This window comes from Marinoscillum sp. (genome assembly GCF_965229915.1).
Taxonomy (GTDB): domain Bacteria; phylum Bacteroidota; class Bacteroidia; order Cytophagales; family Cyclobacteriaceae; genus Marinoscillum.
The window spans coordinates 4,453,575-4,468,323 of sequence record NZ_CBDDJZ010000001.1; the positions used below are offsets into that span (position 1 = coordinate 4,453,575).

Sequence of the window (14,749 nt, forward strand, 5' to 3'; positions counted from 1 at the left end):
ACATGTGTTAGAATGGGTGAAATTCAGCATCATCTTGATAAAACTATTATGATAAACCTAATTCCAAATTGATGATGAAAAAACAACTACTTACAATTTGTTTAGCTGTCATGACCCTGTGGGTCACGGCACAAGTACCCAATGATGACCGGGTTCTTTTACAGGGATTCTACTGGGAAGCCTCACATGACTACACAGAAGACTGGTATGAGTATGTAGAAGCTAAAGCTGCAGACATGGACGCAGCAGGCATAGATATGATCTGGTTGCCACCACCCAGCAATGCCGGTTCACTGGAAGGGTATCTACCAAGAGAACTCAATAACTTTGCTAACAACTACGGAACGCTCAGTGAGCACCAAAGTCTCCTGTCTACCCTAGACGGACTTGGTATCGAAGCGATTGCAGACATTGTAATCAACCACCGAGTGGGTTCGACCAATTGGGTGGACTTTACAAACCCTACCTGGGGGACCAACGCCATCACTGCCGATGATGAAGTGTGGAGTCAGCCGGCGTATAGCTCTATTGGCTTGAGAGGTAATAATGACACGGGGACTCCTTATGCTGCGGCGCGTGATGTGGATCATACCCAGACATTTGTTCAGAATGACATCAAGGCTTTTTTGGACAACCTGAAAGCTATTGGGTATGATGGCTGGCGTTATGATTTTGTTCACGGATTTGATCCGTACTACTTCACCGTTTATAACGGGCACACCAATCCTACATTCTCTGTGGGAGAAAACTGGAATCAGGACAAGCAAGTGGTGCAGGACTGGATTGACGACACTGGATCTACTGCGTTTGACTTCTCTACTTATTATTCACTGAAAGGTGTGATCAGGGATAATAACTATTCCTACCTTGCCTATCAGGGAAGTCCTGCAGGTGGTATTGGTTGGGACCCTAAGAACTACACCACATTCATTGAGAATCATGACACTCCTGACTATGATCCCAATAACAATGTGCTAAATGGAACCAATGTAGGTCAAGCCTATGCTTATCTGCTCACGCATCCAGGAGTGCCGTGTATTTACTGGAACCACCTCTACGAATGGGGTAGTACAGTGACTAACGAAATTAAAGCACTCATCCAGGTTAGAAAAGAGGCCGGAATTCACAGCCAAAGTCCCGTGACCATCCATCGCAGTGAAAATGGACTGTATGTTGCTTCTATAGATGGCGATAATTTTACCGTCTTCATAAAAATGGGCTACTCCAACTGGGGAGATCCTGCCAATGAGGGTATGGGTGGTGTCTGGCAAGTAGCAGCTTCTGGTAATAACTATGCTATCTGGAAGGAAGGTAATGGAACAGGTGGAGGTGGCGGTACTACAATGACCGTCTATGCACAAAACTATACACATGCATATGCTTGGGACAACAATCAAAATCCACTGCTCGGTAGCTGGCCGGGAACTGCAATGACTTCAGGAGCAAATGGGTGGAATGAAATCACTATCAACGCTGAATGTGCCAATGTTATTTTCAGCTATAATGGAGGGAGTCAGACAGCAGACTTAAATACTTGTGATGATACACCTTATTTCTACAATGGTCAATGGTATGGATCGGACCCTTTGGGAGGAGGAAGTAATACACTCACGGTTTATGCACAGGGATATACTCATTGCTATGCATGGGATAGCAACGGTCCGCTGCTAGGAGGCTGGCCAGGTTCAGCTATGTCCAGCACGGGCAATGGATGGAATAGCATAACTATTCAGGCGAATTGCTCTAATGTGATCTTCAGTTACAATGGCGGGGGACAGACTGCAGACTTATATACATGTGGACCGGAAGCATATTGGCAGAATGGGAGCTGGTCTAGTAGCGCACGAGTCGCATTTTTTCAAGAATCATTTGAGATGTATCCCAATCCATTTTTTGGAGAGGCGAGTATTTCATTTCGACTGGAGGAGGAATCTGGCGTACAGCTTGATGTGTTCAATGCATCAGGGCAGAGTGTCCAGCTCCTTCACAAGAGAGTAGCAAAAGGTGATCACCAGGTCGCTTTGTATGCTGATCAACTTCCGCCATCCAAAGCCATGTATATCGTGCGATTGACTGTGAATGGAGAAGTATTTACCAAAAAACTCATCGTCAAATAGTGCACTTCCTGCTGTAATGATTTATGAAAAAAATGATAAATCAAACCCTAATTCAAAATGATGAAACCACAATTTAAAAACTCACTATCCAAGCTTTGGAGCTCATTGCTGGCTTTTACACTTATTGCCATTGGTTGGTCTTGTGAGGACAACTCACCAGAAAATGACTTGCTCGATGCTCAGAAGGAGATCAAAGTAGTCGATGTTACCACTCATGATGGACGCCCTTTTTCCACCCAGCCTAATTCAAGTGATGCACGCTTCACTGCCGGTCCGGGTGGTGGTGTAATGATGCAAGGATTTTATTGGGATGTGCCTGCCGGAGGTACCTGGTGGGAAGTAGTTGAGTCCAAAACCGATGATTGGTCCAGTGCTGGAATTGGCGCAATCTGGCTACCGCCGGCCTCTAAAGCACAGAATGGCCCTTATTCCATGGGTTATGACCCCACAGATTACTATGATTTTGGGGATTACAACCAAAATGGAACAGTAGAAACCCGCTTTGGGTCAAGATCAGAGTTGGAGGACCTCATTGCAGCAGCTCATAGTGAAAACATGGAAGTCTATGCGGATATTGTACTGAATCATAACAGTGGAGGAGCTTTGGAAGCCAATCAATATACAGGCACTAACACCTACACCGATTATAGTGGTGTGGCTTCTGGCAAATTTCCGAGAACTCAGCACGATTTCCACCCCAACTGGGTGCACGGCAATGACGAAGGCGTTTTTGGAGGCTTTGCAGATTTATGCCATGAAGTGCCACACGTTCAGGATTGGCTGTGGGGACGATCTGATGCGGTTGGTAAATACTATAAAAATGTAATGGGCTTTGATGGCTGGAGGTTCGATTATGTAAAAGGATTTGGTCCTTGGGTGATCAATAGCTGGAACAGCAACATTGGCGGCTTCTCTGTGGGAGAGCTGTGGGATGCTAACGTGGACTATCTGAACTGGTGGGCCAATGCAGCCAATAGTTCAGTATTTGATTTTGCCGCTTATTACAAGATGAACGACGCCTTTGATGGAGGCAATCTCAATGTCCTAAATGATGACATGATGTGGAAACGCAACTCCTACAGGGCTGTGACTTTCGTGACCAATCATGATACGGATGAAATATGGAACAAAACCCTGGCGTATGCTTACATTCTCACGCATGAAGGGTATCCATGCATATTTTATCAAGACTATGAGGCTTGGTTGGATAAGAACAAGTTGAATAACCTTATCTGGATTCATAATAACAAGGCCACTGGGAACACCAGCATCCTTTACACGGATAACGATGAGTACATTGCGCGCAGAAATGGATATGGCGGTAACCCAGGACTGATTGTTTACCTAAACAACTCCAGCAGCTGGGTAGAAAGATGGGTGCCAACCAACTGGAATAGCACACAGATCAAAGATTTTACGGGTAACTCTGGCTGGTATCCTACCACACAGAGTGGCGGATGGGTGAAGATCCAATGCCCGCCAAACAGCTATAGTGTTTGGTCACCGAACATCTAGTCTAGTCATTTAAAGTTGTTCACACAGATCAGGAATCATCTTAGAAAAAGCTGCTTGCAGTTGCGCTCTAAGTTTGATTCCTGATTTATTTTCTATGAGTCTACCGTCTATTTCATTGACAGGCGTTAGCTCTCCCATAGTGCCAGTGGCAAACACTTCATCAGCATTGTAAAACTCCACCAGGCTTAGGTTCCTTTCGTGTATTTCTAGATTCAATTTTCTGGCCAGATCAATGACTAAACCTCTGGTGATGCCATGCAGGCAGGCATCTGCAAACGGAGTGTAGAGTACACCATTTTTGGCCATGAACAAGTTCGTATCATTGAGCTCTGCTACAAACCCTAGATGGTCAAGCTGAATCGCCGCATCTACTCCAGCAAAGTTGGCCTGGATTTTAGCCAGAATATTATTTAGCAAGTTGTTGTGATGGATTTTACTATCCAGGAATTGTGGATTGTTGCGCCGTTGGGTGCTTGTAATAACTCGAATCCCGTTTTCATTGTCATAGACCAAGGGTTTCCACTCTGCCAGCACAATGAGGCATGGTCCGGACTGGTTTAGTCTTGGATCCATGCCTGAAGTGACTTTTTCGCCACGGGTGAGTGTGAGGCGAATGTGGGTATCATGGGTCATTTCATTTGCCAGCAAGGTCTCTTTAATTGCCTTCTTGATGAATGACCGCTCTGGAACGGTAGTAAACGCTAGCGCCTTAGCTGATTCATAGAGTCGGTCAAGGTGATGGTCCAAACAGAATAGTCCTTCCTTGTATCTGCGCAATCCCTCCCATACTGCATCGCCGCCTTGTACTGACGAGTCAAAAACCGATACCTTGGCATCTTTTCTGGGCACCAGACCATTACCTACCCATACATGGATACGTTCATTTTTAGGATTAAATTCTTGGAGCATTAGGATTCTGTTTTGGAAACAAACTGAAAATTATGAGAAATTCAATACATCTCCGCAAATTGCTGATCTTCTTTGCCCTGCACTGTTCCTTAAATTGCATTTAATAGCTTATTGGCAATTGCAGTTCGGTATTGAAAACACGATCACCTAGACCCCATTTTAGAGCCTGATATGCTTAATGATTCGCAATCAGTCCATAAGACTCGATGATTGTTTGCGCTTCAGTTGTCTCCAGATAATGAATGAATTGGTTTACAGCTTCATTGTTAGAGTTTCTATAGTATACTCTTAGTCCTCGTTTCAATGGATAAGAATTGTTTTGAAGGTTCCTTTTGGTGGGAGAACGATATCCGTTAGAATCTTCAGTGGCCAGCTTCAGTTCGTGTACACCCTGGGTGAAGTAAGCAAAACCAATGAAGCCTATCGCGTTGATATTGCCCTGGACTCGGTTCAAGATATCTTTGTTTTCGTCAGACACCACTGCTGTGCTGGATAGCTTTTCTATGGCAAAATGATCTGTAAAGAATCGTTGTGTACCGGAGTTTTCATCTCGGGTGATTGGGATGATGTTTCCGGGATTACCACCAAGTTGCCCCCAATCGTATATGGAGCCCTCATAGATTCGTTCTATTTGGTCGTCGGTTAGCGAGTCCAGCGGATTGTGCTCATTCGTGATTAGAACAATGCCGTCAAAAGCCACTGTCTTTTCCAGTATGCCATGATTTGTGCCCAGCTCCCTTTCTAAATCGAAGGCAAACGACGATAGTCCAATGTCCGCTTGATTTTCTTTGATAGCTTCTAGACCCGTTCTACTACCTCCACCTTCTATTTCCAACTGGATGTGCGGTTGGCTTTTTTCAAAATTCTCCTTAAGATCCATGAATACAGAATGCATGGATTCACTGCCTTTTAATTTTAGTTTTTGGTTAGGTGACTTCTCGGGGTTGCAACCCCATATCGTGAGGACAAGTGCAAAAAAAGGAAGAACTGATTTCATGGTTGGTTTTTTTCACGAAACTAGATGTCCGTACTGTTGATTGATAATTAATTGCCATTATGAAATGACTAACTATCTGTTAAGCTTATTTAATCAGCTTTGATTGCTTTTTGATGTAGCTGAGAGTAATAGGGCATGGATTCTTCCAGGAGTGCTAAGCAGTGCTTTGGAAATGCCGGATTGGACGTAATCTTTTTTGAAAAACCACTGGACTGGTGGACACTGTCATACCAGTATTTGGCCCATACTCCATCCTCTGCAATGGCTCCAGGCTCCCATTGCATCATAGTCGCGGAGAATGGGATTTCCAGATTGTCAAACAACTTTTTGAGGACATTCTCTGGGTTTTTTAGCACTTCATTGGAGTCCAGCACAATGCACTTTTCCCCAAGAAACTGATAGATCTCATATTGCCGTTTCACACCAATATCGCTCATCTTAGGGTTGGGGATCACTTTGGCAAAGGAGGTGATCAGCTGCTTTGGGTCGCGTATAAGTAGCACGTTGGTATAGTCCTGAAGAAAGTTCAAATCCATATCAATCAAGTGATGTGCCATGTTTTTGATGAACAAGTGTTGATTGAGCTTTTGTGAGTCGTGAATCCACTCGAGCACCCCTTGGACAGAGGTGGGTTGACTCTGAATGATCTCCTCTTTGCCGGGATGATCTGCTCCTGTGAGCTGCAGGTAATAGGCATAAAATGGCTCATCCATCACTTTGAAAGCGCCATGATTGGCAAAAGCATACATGGTCGCGGTGGAGATATTTCTTGGAGAAGAGATGAGGTTGACAATCATAACGTGCGTTTATCCGGGTAGCCAAAATAAACTAAAAGGATGAAAGTTCGTTTTTGATTCTGATGATGCGTTCACTTGTACCTTTGATTTTCATGGCTTTGACTTCTAGCTGTATAGACTTTTCAATGGACCCGTCTGAAATAAACGAAGCGTTTGCAGAAGCCACCTACAAACCAGAATCAGGTATCGTAACATTGGATTCCAATCACTTACACTATGTATATGTCGATAATGACCGTTCAGGTTTGGTCGTTTTTGTTCATGGATCACCGGGATCTTGGAGTGCCTTCATGGACTACTTCAAGAATGATTCCTTGCTGCAATCTTTTGACATGGTTTCCGTGGATCGTCCGGGATATGGTCTTTCGGACCGTGGTAGGCCCATGTCCAGCATGGAAGCACAAGCAGCAATTATCTCTGAAGTCATCCGACATTTTGAGCATGAACGGGTCATACTGGTTGGTCATTCACTAGGAGGTCCTGTAATTGCGCGAATCGCTATGGATTACCCAGAGTTAGTAGATGGGTTAGTTATGGTGGCGCCTTCTATAGATCCCGAACAAGAAAAGTACGAATGGTACAGGAGTTGGATAGATACTAAAGTAGGAGGGTGGTTCACCCCGACAGACTTTTGGGTGAGTAATGAGGAAATCTTACCACTAAAAGATGAGCTTCAACTCATGCTTCCACTGTGGGATCAAATAAGAGTCCCAACGATAGTGGTGCAGGGAACAAAAGATATGCTGGTACCAAAAGAAAACGCCGAGTTTGCTCATAGAATGATATCAGACTCACTTGTAGAAGTAAGGTATTTGGAAGGAGCGAATCATTTTATACCCTGGAGTCATCCTGAAGCTATCAATCGCGCTATTGTGGATATATTCGCTAGGTGAGATGCTTATTATCCATTTTTCTTCTTTTTTGTCTATCGACAGTTTATGGTCAGAGAGTTGCTGTAAAGGATTCTGCAGGTAATCCGGTACAGTTCTGTCATGTGTGTGATAAAACGCTGGACGAGTGTACGATAACTGATGTTGAAGGGGAGTTTGATCTATCTTCGTTTATTCAAATCACCGACACTATTATCCTCAAGCATGTAGGCATGCAAATGCTCGTACTTTCTGTGGATTCTATCAGCCACGTCATAGTGATGCCTGAGAAGATAGAGCAGCTCCAAAATGTGTATGTGACAGATATAGGACCAAAAGAGGTTTTTAAAAAAGCAATAATCAATACACATAAGCTGGCTCTTCGCACTAGCTACTATGTGAGCAAAGGTTATCAGCAGGTAGTTGAGAAAGACCTGGTCATAGACTCTCTGGTTTTTCAGGATAGTACATTGCAGCAGCGTGCTAAGGATGATGTTTACAAATTTTTAGGCCTGACACACGGAGCAACAGACCTTGATTATTTGGATGACTATTTTTATGACTTGATTGGGTTTTATTCTAATGGAATGGTAATCGAGCAGCGGATGAAAGGATTGCCTGACCGCTTTCATTTCAAGTATTTTATCAATGACGATTTTCAAATAGAACAATTGTACTTCCAGTACGATTTTGATGTAAACAAACGCTACGATTTCTACACTGAGGTGATGGAAAAGTATTTATGGAAAGGAAACGTCCAATTTGAGATTGATCGCAAAGTCATCAGGCCGGTACAGCTTCTGCTTGAGGAACACTATGTCTATAAACCGGAGAGTAGCAGCAAAAAAAGTAATCGGTATCAGATCAGTTTTTTACAGATGCAGCAACCATGAGCAGATTAGTAATCCACCGTTTCGATCAGTTTGCCACGGTTGTTAAAAAACCTCCAGGTTCCAGTCATCTCACCTGCCGTATAGGCTCCTTCGGCAATAATTCTGCCTTTGTCGTTGTACTCTTGCCAGGTTCCAGTCTTCTGGTCATTGAGGTATCTACCTGTCGCCTGTAGGGTGCCATCTTCAAAATAGTACTTGGCATCACCATTCAGTTGACCATTTCTGTAGGTTTCATCTGAGGCTACCGTACCATCATCGTGATACATGAATAGTTTACCATTACCTTTTGTTAGACCACCACTTTCCAGTTCTTCACCGCGTGATGTGTAGAAAGGGCTCACCTCCAGGAGAGCTCCGAGCTTCCACATTTGCTCCATCTGGAGTTGTTCATTTTCATAAAACAACCCCCAAAGACCATCTTTTTCATCCAGCACATAGCTACCGATCATCCTTGGTTTGCCAGAGTCGTGATAGTAGATCCATTGACCCTCTTTGAGCCCATTCTTGAATTTTCCTTCATAATCCAGTGCACCATTTGGTTTGAAGTATTTCCAGTGACCAGTCTTGAGGTCATTCACATAGTCACCAATGGAGTAGAGCTTCTCTGGCTCCACAAAGCTCAGCCATTTACCAGACTTCAAGCCTAGTTTGTAGGTGCCTTCCACACTTACAGCTCCAGACTCAAAATACTCCTTATATGCTCCGTCAAGTAGGCCGTTTTTAAAACTAAACTGTTTCTTGAGTCGCTTATTTGGAAAATATTCTTTCCATGTACCGGTTTTGATTCCGATTGTGTAGTATTCCTCTGCACTAACCCGGCCAAAGGAATAAGTATAGGTCCACTTACCGTCTGGTTTGCCCAGTTTGAATTCTTTGATGTAGTTCACATCGCCTTCAGGTGAGTATTCGATCCATGTACTGTCCTTTTTGCCAGAAGAGTAGTGCCCTTTCAAGGCCAGGGTACCATCTTCATAGAATTCCACATATGGACCGTCCAGGATATTGTTTTTATAATTAGCTTCATTGATGATTACGCCATACTTGTCTAGTTTCCGACTCAATCCTTCGCGTTTGCTATCCTTGAAGGAGATCATCTCTCGTAAGGTGCCGTTGGGGTAGTAGTATTTCCAAACTCCTTGTTTTTGGCCATTTTCTACTTTGCCCACATAGAGTATGGTGCCGTCGGGGTATCGCGACACGTAACCACCATCTGCCATGGTATCTGCTGCGAAGAATCTCTCGTCAGCGGTTTCCAGTTCGTCTTGTGCATGAAGGCCGGAGATTACCGTTAGGCTTATGGCAAGTGTAAGTAGTTTCCTCATAGTGTATGAATGCACTTCAAAAATCGGGCAAAACTGGTCAAAGTGAATGAATAAAATTCATCCCACTTATCTACAGGGATAAAACTACTCAATTTGATGAATCCGTTAATGTCAATTTGATAGAGAATATCTGTCAATGCTAAATCCTTGATTTGAAGGTAATTACTGGATTCATAGTGATAGTCCCAGGGTTGATCGTTCACGCAGAAATAAACATCATTTTGGCTCAATAAGTTTTTAGCGATTGCTTCTTTTTGTCTTTTGAGTAGGGGTCCTTGTAGGTGCAGGGTGCAGCTATAGTGGTGGCCCCACCACAGCATATTCCTGAATGCAAAGACTTCTTTTTGAGTAAACAGGCGTGGGTAATCCAGAATGAAATAAGGAAGTCCACGGTACTGCTCACCCTTCGATATTTTTCCTGCTTTCAGGAAGGTACCTTCAGGCCACTGAAAGTCAGCTAGCTTGATTTCCTGATGAAGAGCTCGCTCGATTTCTGCCAGGTATGCTATGATTTTTTCAGATACCTCATTTTTCAACCTTAAAAAACGATCATTCTTAAGAATTGCAAGCTCTTCATCTGTAGGTTTCATGTGTCTCGTTTTTTATTCTGATGGTCACATGTCATTCAGGTTATCATTCGCTAACCTCTTATTTAAAGGAATGTTCCTATGCTCATTTCCTGTTACCACTTGATCAGGGCTGAAGCCCAGGTAAAGCCACTACCAAAAGCGGCCATACATACCAGGTCTCCGTCTTTGATTTTGCCTTCCAGGTGTGCTTCGCTGAGTGCGATCGGTATGGATGCTGCAGTGGTGTTTCCATACCTCATGATATTGTTATATACCTGATCATCACTAAGACGCATTTGCTTCTGGATAAACTGACTGATACGAAGATTGGCCTGGTGAGGGATCAGCATGCTGATATCCTCTGGCTTGTAGCCGTTGGTTATTAGTGCTTCATGTATTACTTCACTGAATCGAGTCACGGCATGTTTGAATACGAAGTTTCCGTTCATATACGGATAGTAGCTCGTGTCTTCCGGGTCGTTTTCGTCCATGATTTTATCCACCCACCGATTGGTAGCAGGCCCAATCAACGCCAGTTCTTTGGCATGTTTCCCTTCAGAATGGAGGTGAGTAGACAAGATGCCCTTTTGGTCATCTTCAGAACGCGACAGTACTACTGCACCTGCACCGTCACCAAAAATGACCGTTACCCCACGGCCCCTGGTTGATTTTTCCAATCCTCCAGAGTGGTATTCGCTACCGATCACCAGTACGTTTTTATACATGCCTGTTTTGACAAATTGATCGGCCACTGATAGTCCGTAGATAAAGCCACTACATTGATTGCGTACATCCAGTGCACCGATTTCTTTGATGCCTAGCTGTTCCTGAACCTGTACGCCGGGTCCTGGGAAATAGTAATCAGGGCTGAGCGTAGCAAAAACTATGAAGTCAATATCGTCAGGAGTGAGTCCGGCATTTTTAATGGCTATTCTGGCGGCTTTGGTTCCCATGGTAGATGGCATATCATCCGTTTTGGGGTCGATCCAGCGTCTTTCCTGGATGCCTGTGCGTTCTTGAATCCACTCATCAGAGGTCTCCATAAACTGCTCCAAATCCTTATTAGTCACTACGTTATCGGGGACGTAGTGGCCTATTCCTGTAATGCGTGAGGTATACATGTTGTTTAGCGTTTATTCTCGCTAATATAACCCACCTCTGCAAAATCGGTTACTCCAACACCCGGATTTCTATCCTCCTGTTCAGTTCACGACCATTTATCTCGTCATCATTGCTGGCCAGTGGAGTGGTTTCTCCATAACCAACCGCCTTTAGTCTGCCAGGATCTATTCCCTGATCAATTAGGTAGATTCTCACTGCATTGGCTCGTTCCTGGGAGAGTTGCATATTGTATTCATGAGTGCCGATATTATCGGTGTGTCCTCCAATTTCCACAGTCAGGTCTGGCGATCGTAGTAGTGTCTCATAGATTTTACTCAACACTTCACGCGATTCGGGTTTGATTCGGGATGATTGAAAATCAAAGTAAATGTTATTGATGATTGCTTTACGTCCACCTCTAAATTTGCTTCCCAGCATTTCCAAATCGACATTGCTGTCTTCTTTTTCTCCTTGATAAAGTGTAGCATAGTTGGTCTTTGCCTTCAGATGTGCCGGTACTTGTACTTCAAAGTTCTTGGTCAGATCAGGTCTATCCGTAGGGATATAACTCTCAAATGTACCCCGATGCAGTACTTCTCCTTGGATGCTAACTTGCGTTTCGAATTTCTCCCTATTGAAGACAGGAATAACAAATTCACCTTTGCTATTAGTTACAGCGCGGAATACCTCATCTTCATACACGATGGGTAAAAAGCGAACCTCCACTCCAGAGGCAGGTCTTCCCGTGTTGGTATCTGTGACCACTCCTCGTACGCGTATTTTATCCTCTTTGTGAAAGTAATAAATGTCGTATTCGCCGAGTGAGTGCAGTCGGTCCGAACTTAAGTAGCCGCTTTGATCACTTGGTGTTACCTCAAAGTTGATGTCATTGTCTATCGTGTTGATAGGAAAGCCCATATTGATTGCATCTCCCCAACCCATGATGGTGCTATCAAACTCTGCGCGGAATACGTCAAATCCACCCATGGATTCTGATCTGTTGGAGCTGAAAAAGAGTGTGGTGCCAGAGTGAGAGAGAAAAGGACTTTCTTCTTCATAGATGGAATTGATTCTGCCAGGAATTGGCCTTGGTTCTGTCCATCCATTGTTCAGTTTTCGGGTTTCCCAAATGTCTTTGTCCTTAACGAAAAGAATGTAGTCCTCCTGGTCGTTGATGAAGAAATGAGACTCCACATGTCTGTTTTTTAGTTTGGTATCAAACACTTTGGGTAAGCTCCAGGAGTTGTCTTTAAAGTCACTGTACATAATGTTGCCACCATCTTCAGGGCTGTAGAGATACAGGCGATTGTCCCTGTTGATTACTTCTACCTTGGCATTTTCATAGCTAAAACTTCCCAATGAAATCAAAGGGGCTGGGTCTGACCAGATTCTGCCTTTTTTCTCAGAGTGGTAAATGGTATAATAGTCTGCTTCATGATAGGAGTCTTTTGGGTTCCTGTTGGAAGCAAAGATCAGCTCATCATGGCCATTGAAGAATGCCGGTGAGATTTCAGAGTATAGGGTATTGATCCCGTCAGGAAGTCTTTCCAGTTCATACTCATCGGGCTCGTTGTAGTATGGAATGGCCTTGTTGATCATGTCCAGCATATCAGTCGTTTCCTTGAGAATGATCGGCGACTTGTACACATCCAATTCCAAAAATGCTTGCAAATGCTCCTTGGCGTCCTCGAATTCATACCTACTGAGGTGGATTCTGCCAAGCCAATAGTTGTAGAACTTGTCGGTTTTTCCCTTACTCGCTTCAAATTCTAGCAAACGATTGATATCTCCACCACGATCGAAGGTGAGCATTTCAGCAATGTATTTGTAGTAAAGGTGATCCGTTTCCTCAGGAAATTCCTTTTCGAACTGGACACACATATCCAGTATTTCTTTGAAATCCTCCTGGTAAAAAATAGTGCCCATTTTTTTGAGTTGTTGTCTCTTGGATTGGGCTTGAACCAGCATTAGGATACTAAATGCTGCAATGAATGCAATTGACCTCTTCATGATATTGATTCTTTATGCACTACGCAATCATTGGCGGATGTAGCTGGGTTTTTTATCGCACTGCAAAATCCTTGATGTGAGTAGTAGGCTCTCCAGATGTATCATGGATCTCAAACTTCTCTTCATGGATCACTTGTCCGTCCAGTAATATTTCTACTTTAAAAATCTCGTCCGATATGATTTTGGTGCTATATCTTCCTGTTTGATCGATTTTGGAAACAAAGTATTCATCCAGGTATTGGCTTGGGTGAAATCTGATTTCCGCATTGGTTAATGGGCCATTCACCTGGTTGTCGAAAATACGTCCCTGTATCTTTACTTTTTCCACTTCCCAGAAGAAGTATATGTCGTAATCTCCCTTGGTATGTAGCCGGTTTGAGACAAAATACCCGGAGGTCTGGTCAGCGTTCATTTTAAAATGAAACTCATCGTTCGGTGAGTTAATTGGCCAGCCCATGTTTTCTGGCTCCGACCAGCTATAGTCATCAGGATTGTAGGTGGACTTGTAGACATCAAATCCACCGATTCCTCCCGGTCTGTCCGAGCAGAAGTACAGTGTCTGCTCGTCTGGTGACAGGTAAGGACTGTCTTCGTTGAATTCAGAATTGATCGAGGAATAGAATGCACTTGGGCGACTCCACTTACCATTGGCAGGGTCTCTGAACGATTCATATATGTCCAGTCCATCGTCTCCTTCGTCTGAAGCGAAGATGATTCGGTCTTCGTGTTCGTTGATGAAAAAATGCGAGGCTATATGATTGTTAGAAACACGCGCATCAAACTCTACTGGAGTAGTCCACTTGGCGCCTGAAGCCTGGCTGTAGTACAAGTCTCCACCATTGTCATCCCGAAAGAGGAACAGTTTTCCATCTTCGTTGACCACTTCTATATTAGCATTTTTCCTGCCAAATGAACCAAGGTTAGCCAGTTCTACGGGTGCTTCCCATCCATTTGGTCCGCTTTTGGAATAGTAAATTACAAAAGGGGTTTCGCCAGACTTTCCACGATTAGACGCAAACAACAGTTCGTTTTCATCTTCGAAGTATACCGGACTTAATTCCGCTGAAGCCGAATTGATCGGACTTTCTAGTTGGTGTATGGAGTAATTGTCTGGATTGTCAAAAAAAGCTTTGAGTTGCTGGGCATGAGCAATCTTTTCAGCAGACTCATCCTTATCTGCACCACCTGTGTAGCTTACTTTCTGTTGAAACTTCTCGAATGCTTTATTGGCTTCTTCCAGACTGTACCTGCGGAGATAAATTTGCCCCAACCAGTAATAGTAATGATCATCTGTAGACCCATAAGTGTTTTCAAATTGCTGAAAATCAGCTAAGCCATCGTCATCTTTGGCACCTGACAGGTAAGAGCAAATAGATATCTTGTAGTCCACATCACCAAAGCCCGGACTGATCTCCTGTACTTCCTGGTAGTACTCAAGAGCTTCAGTGTATTGATGATCGCTTAATTGTTCCTCGGCCTTGTCATATAGTCGGACTTCCTTTTGACTGAAAACAGAAAAAGAACTCGTCAATATCAGTAATAATACAATAGGTCGTAGCTGATAGTTTGGTTGTGAATTGTTCATCCCTTAAACACATTTTGAAGACAAGTTATTTAAAAATATGCTTGGTCTGAAGTAGCGAGAGATGA

The 14,749-nt window shown here is 43.7% G+C and carries 12 protein-coding genes; 4 read left to right on the forward strand and 8 right to left on the reverse strand.

Annotated elements, in window-relative coordinates; all coding sequences use genetic code 11:
- Positions 1-71: 71 nt before the first annotated feature.
- Positions 72-2,117 (forward strand): glucan 1,4-alpha-maltotetraohydrolase domain-containing protein, encoded by a 2,046-nt coding sequence (locus ACO067_RS18925; RefSeq protein ID WP_421877004.1) that lies wholly within the window; start codon positions 72-74, stop codon positions 2,115-2,117.
- A gap of 57 nt (positions 2,118-2,174) precedes the next feature.
- A complete protein-coding gene (locus ACO067_RS18930; RefSeq protein WP_421877006.1) occupies positions 2,175-3,632 on the forward strand; it encodes an alpha-amylase in 1,458 nt (485 codons plus the stop codon).
- Positions 3,633-3,641: 9 nt separating this feature from the next.
- Here ACO067_RS18930 and ACO067_RS18935 read toward each other — a convergent pair whose 3' ends face one another.
- The 3 genes from ACO067_RS18935 to ACO067_RS18945 form a co-directional block, all read right to left on the reverse strand.
- Positions 3,642-4,541 carry an aminotransferase class IV gene (locus tag ACO067_RS18935; RefSeq protein WP_421877008.1) on the reverse strand — a complete coding sequence of 300 codons (900 nt, stop codon included), beginning with the start codon at positions 4,539-4,541 and terminating at the stop codon, positions 3,642-3,644.
- Positions 4,542-4,716: 175 nt separating this feature from the next.
- Positions 4,717-5,538 carry a phosphate ABC transporter substrate-binding protein gene (locus tag ACO067_RS18940; protein ID WP_421877010.1) on the reverse strand — a complete coding sequence of 274 codons (822 nt, stop codon included), beginning with the start codon at positions 5,536-5,538 and terminating at the stop codon, positions 4,717-4,719.
- 89 nt (positions 5,539-5,627) lie between these two features.
- Positions 5,628-6,335, reverse strand: a complete 708-nt coding sequence (locus tag ACO067_RS18945; RefSeq protein WP_421877012.1) for a sulfotransferase family protein — start codon at positions 6,333-6,335, stop codon at positions 5,628-5,630.
- Positions 6,336-6,397: 62 nt separating this feature from the next.
- Here ACO067_RS18945 and ACO067_RS18950 point away from each other — a divergent pair, with 62 nt between their 5' ends.
- Together ACO067_RS18950 and ACO067_RS18955 are read left to right on the forward strand one after the other, a co-directional pair.
- The gene (locus ACO067_RS18950; RefSeq protein ID WP_421877014.1) at positions 6,398-7,228 is read left to right on the forward strand and encodes an alpha/beta fold hydrolase; all 831 of its coding nucleotides are present in this window, start codon (positions 6,398-6,400) and stop codon (positions 7,226-7,228) included.
- Positions 7,225-8,097 (forward strand): hypothetical protein, encoded by an 873-nt coding sequence (locus ACO067_RS18955; RefSeq protein ID WP_421877016.1) that lies wholly within the window; start codon positions 7,225-7,227, stop codon positions 8,095-8,097. The genes ACO067_RS18950 and ACO067_RS18955 overlap by 4 nt, the downstream gene beginning before the upstream one ends.
- 5 nt (positions 8,098-8,102) lie before the next feature.
- Here the strand turns inward: ACO067_RS18955 and ACO067_RS18960 are convergent, their stop codons facing one another.
- From ACO067_RS18960 to ACO067_RS18980, 5 genes are all read right to left on the reverse strand, one after another.
- Positions 8,103-9,419 (reverse strand): toxin-antitoxin system YwqK family antitoxin, encoded by a 1,317-nt coding sequence (locus ACO067_RS18960; RefSeq protein WP_421877018.1) that lies wholly within the window; start codon positions 9,417-9,419, stop codon positions 8,103-8,105.
- Positions 9,416-10,009: a hypothetical protein gene (locus ACO067_RS18965; RefSeq protein ID WP_421877020.1), complete on the reverse strand. Its 594-nt coding sequence runs from the start codon at positions 10,007-10,009 to the stop codon at positions 9,416-9,418. Before ACO067_RS18965 ends, ACO067_RS18960 begins: the two co-directional genes overlap by 4 nt.
- Before the next feature lie 92 nt (positions 10,010-10,101).
- Positions 10,102-11,109, reverse strand: a complete 1,008-nt coding sequence (locus ACO067_RS18970; protein WP_421877022.1) for a 3-oxoacyl-ACP synthase III family protein — start codon at positions 11,107-11,109, stop codon at positions 10,102-10,104.
- Positions 11,110-11,158: 49 nt separating this feature from the next.
- On the reverse strand, positions 11,159-13,099 hold the full coding sequence (locus ACO067_RS18975; RefSeq protein WP_421877024.1) for an OmpA family protein: 1,941 nt from the start codon (positions 13,097-13,099) through the stop codon (positions 11,159-11,161).
- Between the two features lie 52 nt (positions 13,100-13,151).
- Entirely contained in the window at positions 13,152-14,684 is a 1,533-nt protein-coding gene (locus tag ACO067_RS18980) for a hypothetical protein (RefSeq protein WP_421877026.1), read from the reverse strand.
- Between the last annotated feature and the right edge of the window lie 65 nt (positions 14,685-14,749).

Bases quoted from the DNA above. Each gene is read 5' to 3' on its own strand.
- ACO067_RS18925 (WP_421877004.1), top strand. From the start codon at position 72: ATGATGAAAAAACAACTACTTACAATTTGTTTAGCTGTCATGACCCTG.
- ACO067_RS18930 (WP_421877006.1), top strand. From the start codon at position 2,175: ATGATGAAACCACAATTTAAAAACTCACTATCCAAGCTTTGGAGCTCA.
- ACO067_RS18935 (WP_421877008.1), bottom strand. From the start codon at position 4,541: ATGCTCCAAGAATTTAATCCTAAAAATGAACGTATCCATGTATGGGTA.
- ACO067_RS18940 (WP_421877010.1), bottom strand. From the start codon at position 5,538: ATGAAATCAGTTCTTCCTTTTTTTGCACTTGTCCTCACGATATGGGGT.
- ACO067_RS18945 (WP_421877012.1), bottom strand. From the start codon at position 6,335: ATGATTGTCAACCTCATCTCTTCTCCAAGAAATATCTCCACCGCGACC.
- ACO067_RS18950 (WP_421877014.1), top strand. From the start codon at position 6,398: ATGATGCGTTCACTTGTACCTTTGATTTTCATGGCTTTGACTTCTAGC.
- ACO067_RS18960 (WP_421877018.1), bottom strand. From the start codon at position 9,419: ATGAGGAAACTACTTACACTTGCCATAAGCCTAACGGTAATCTCCGGC.
- ACO067_RS18965 (WP_421877020.1), bottom strand. From the start codon at position 10,009: ATGAAACCTACAGATGAAGAGCTTGCAATTCTTAAGAATGATCGTTTT.
- ACO067_RS18970 (WP_421877022.1), bottom strand. From the start codon at position 11,109: ATGTATACCTCACGCATTACAGGAATAGGCCACTACGTCCCCGATAAC.
- ACO067_RS18975 (WP_421877024.1), bottom strand. From the start codon at position 13,099: ATGAAGAGGTCAATTGCATTCATTGCAGCATTTAGTATCCTAATGCTG.
- ACO067_RS18980 (WP_421877026.1), bottom strand. From the start codon at position 14,684: ATGAACAATTCACAACCAAACTATCAGCTACGACCTATTGTATTATTA.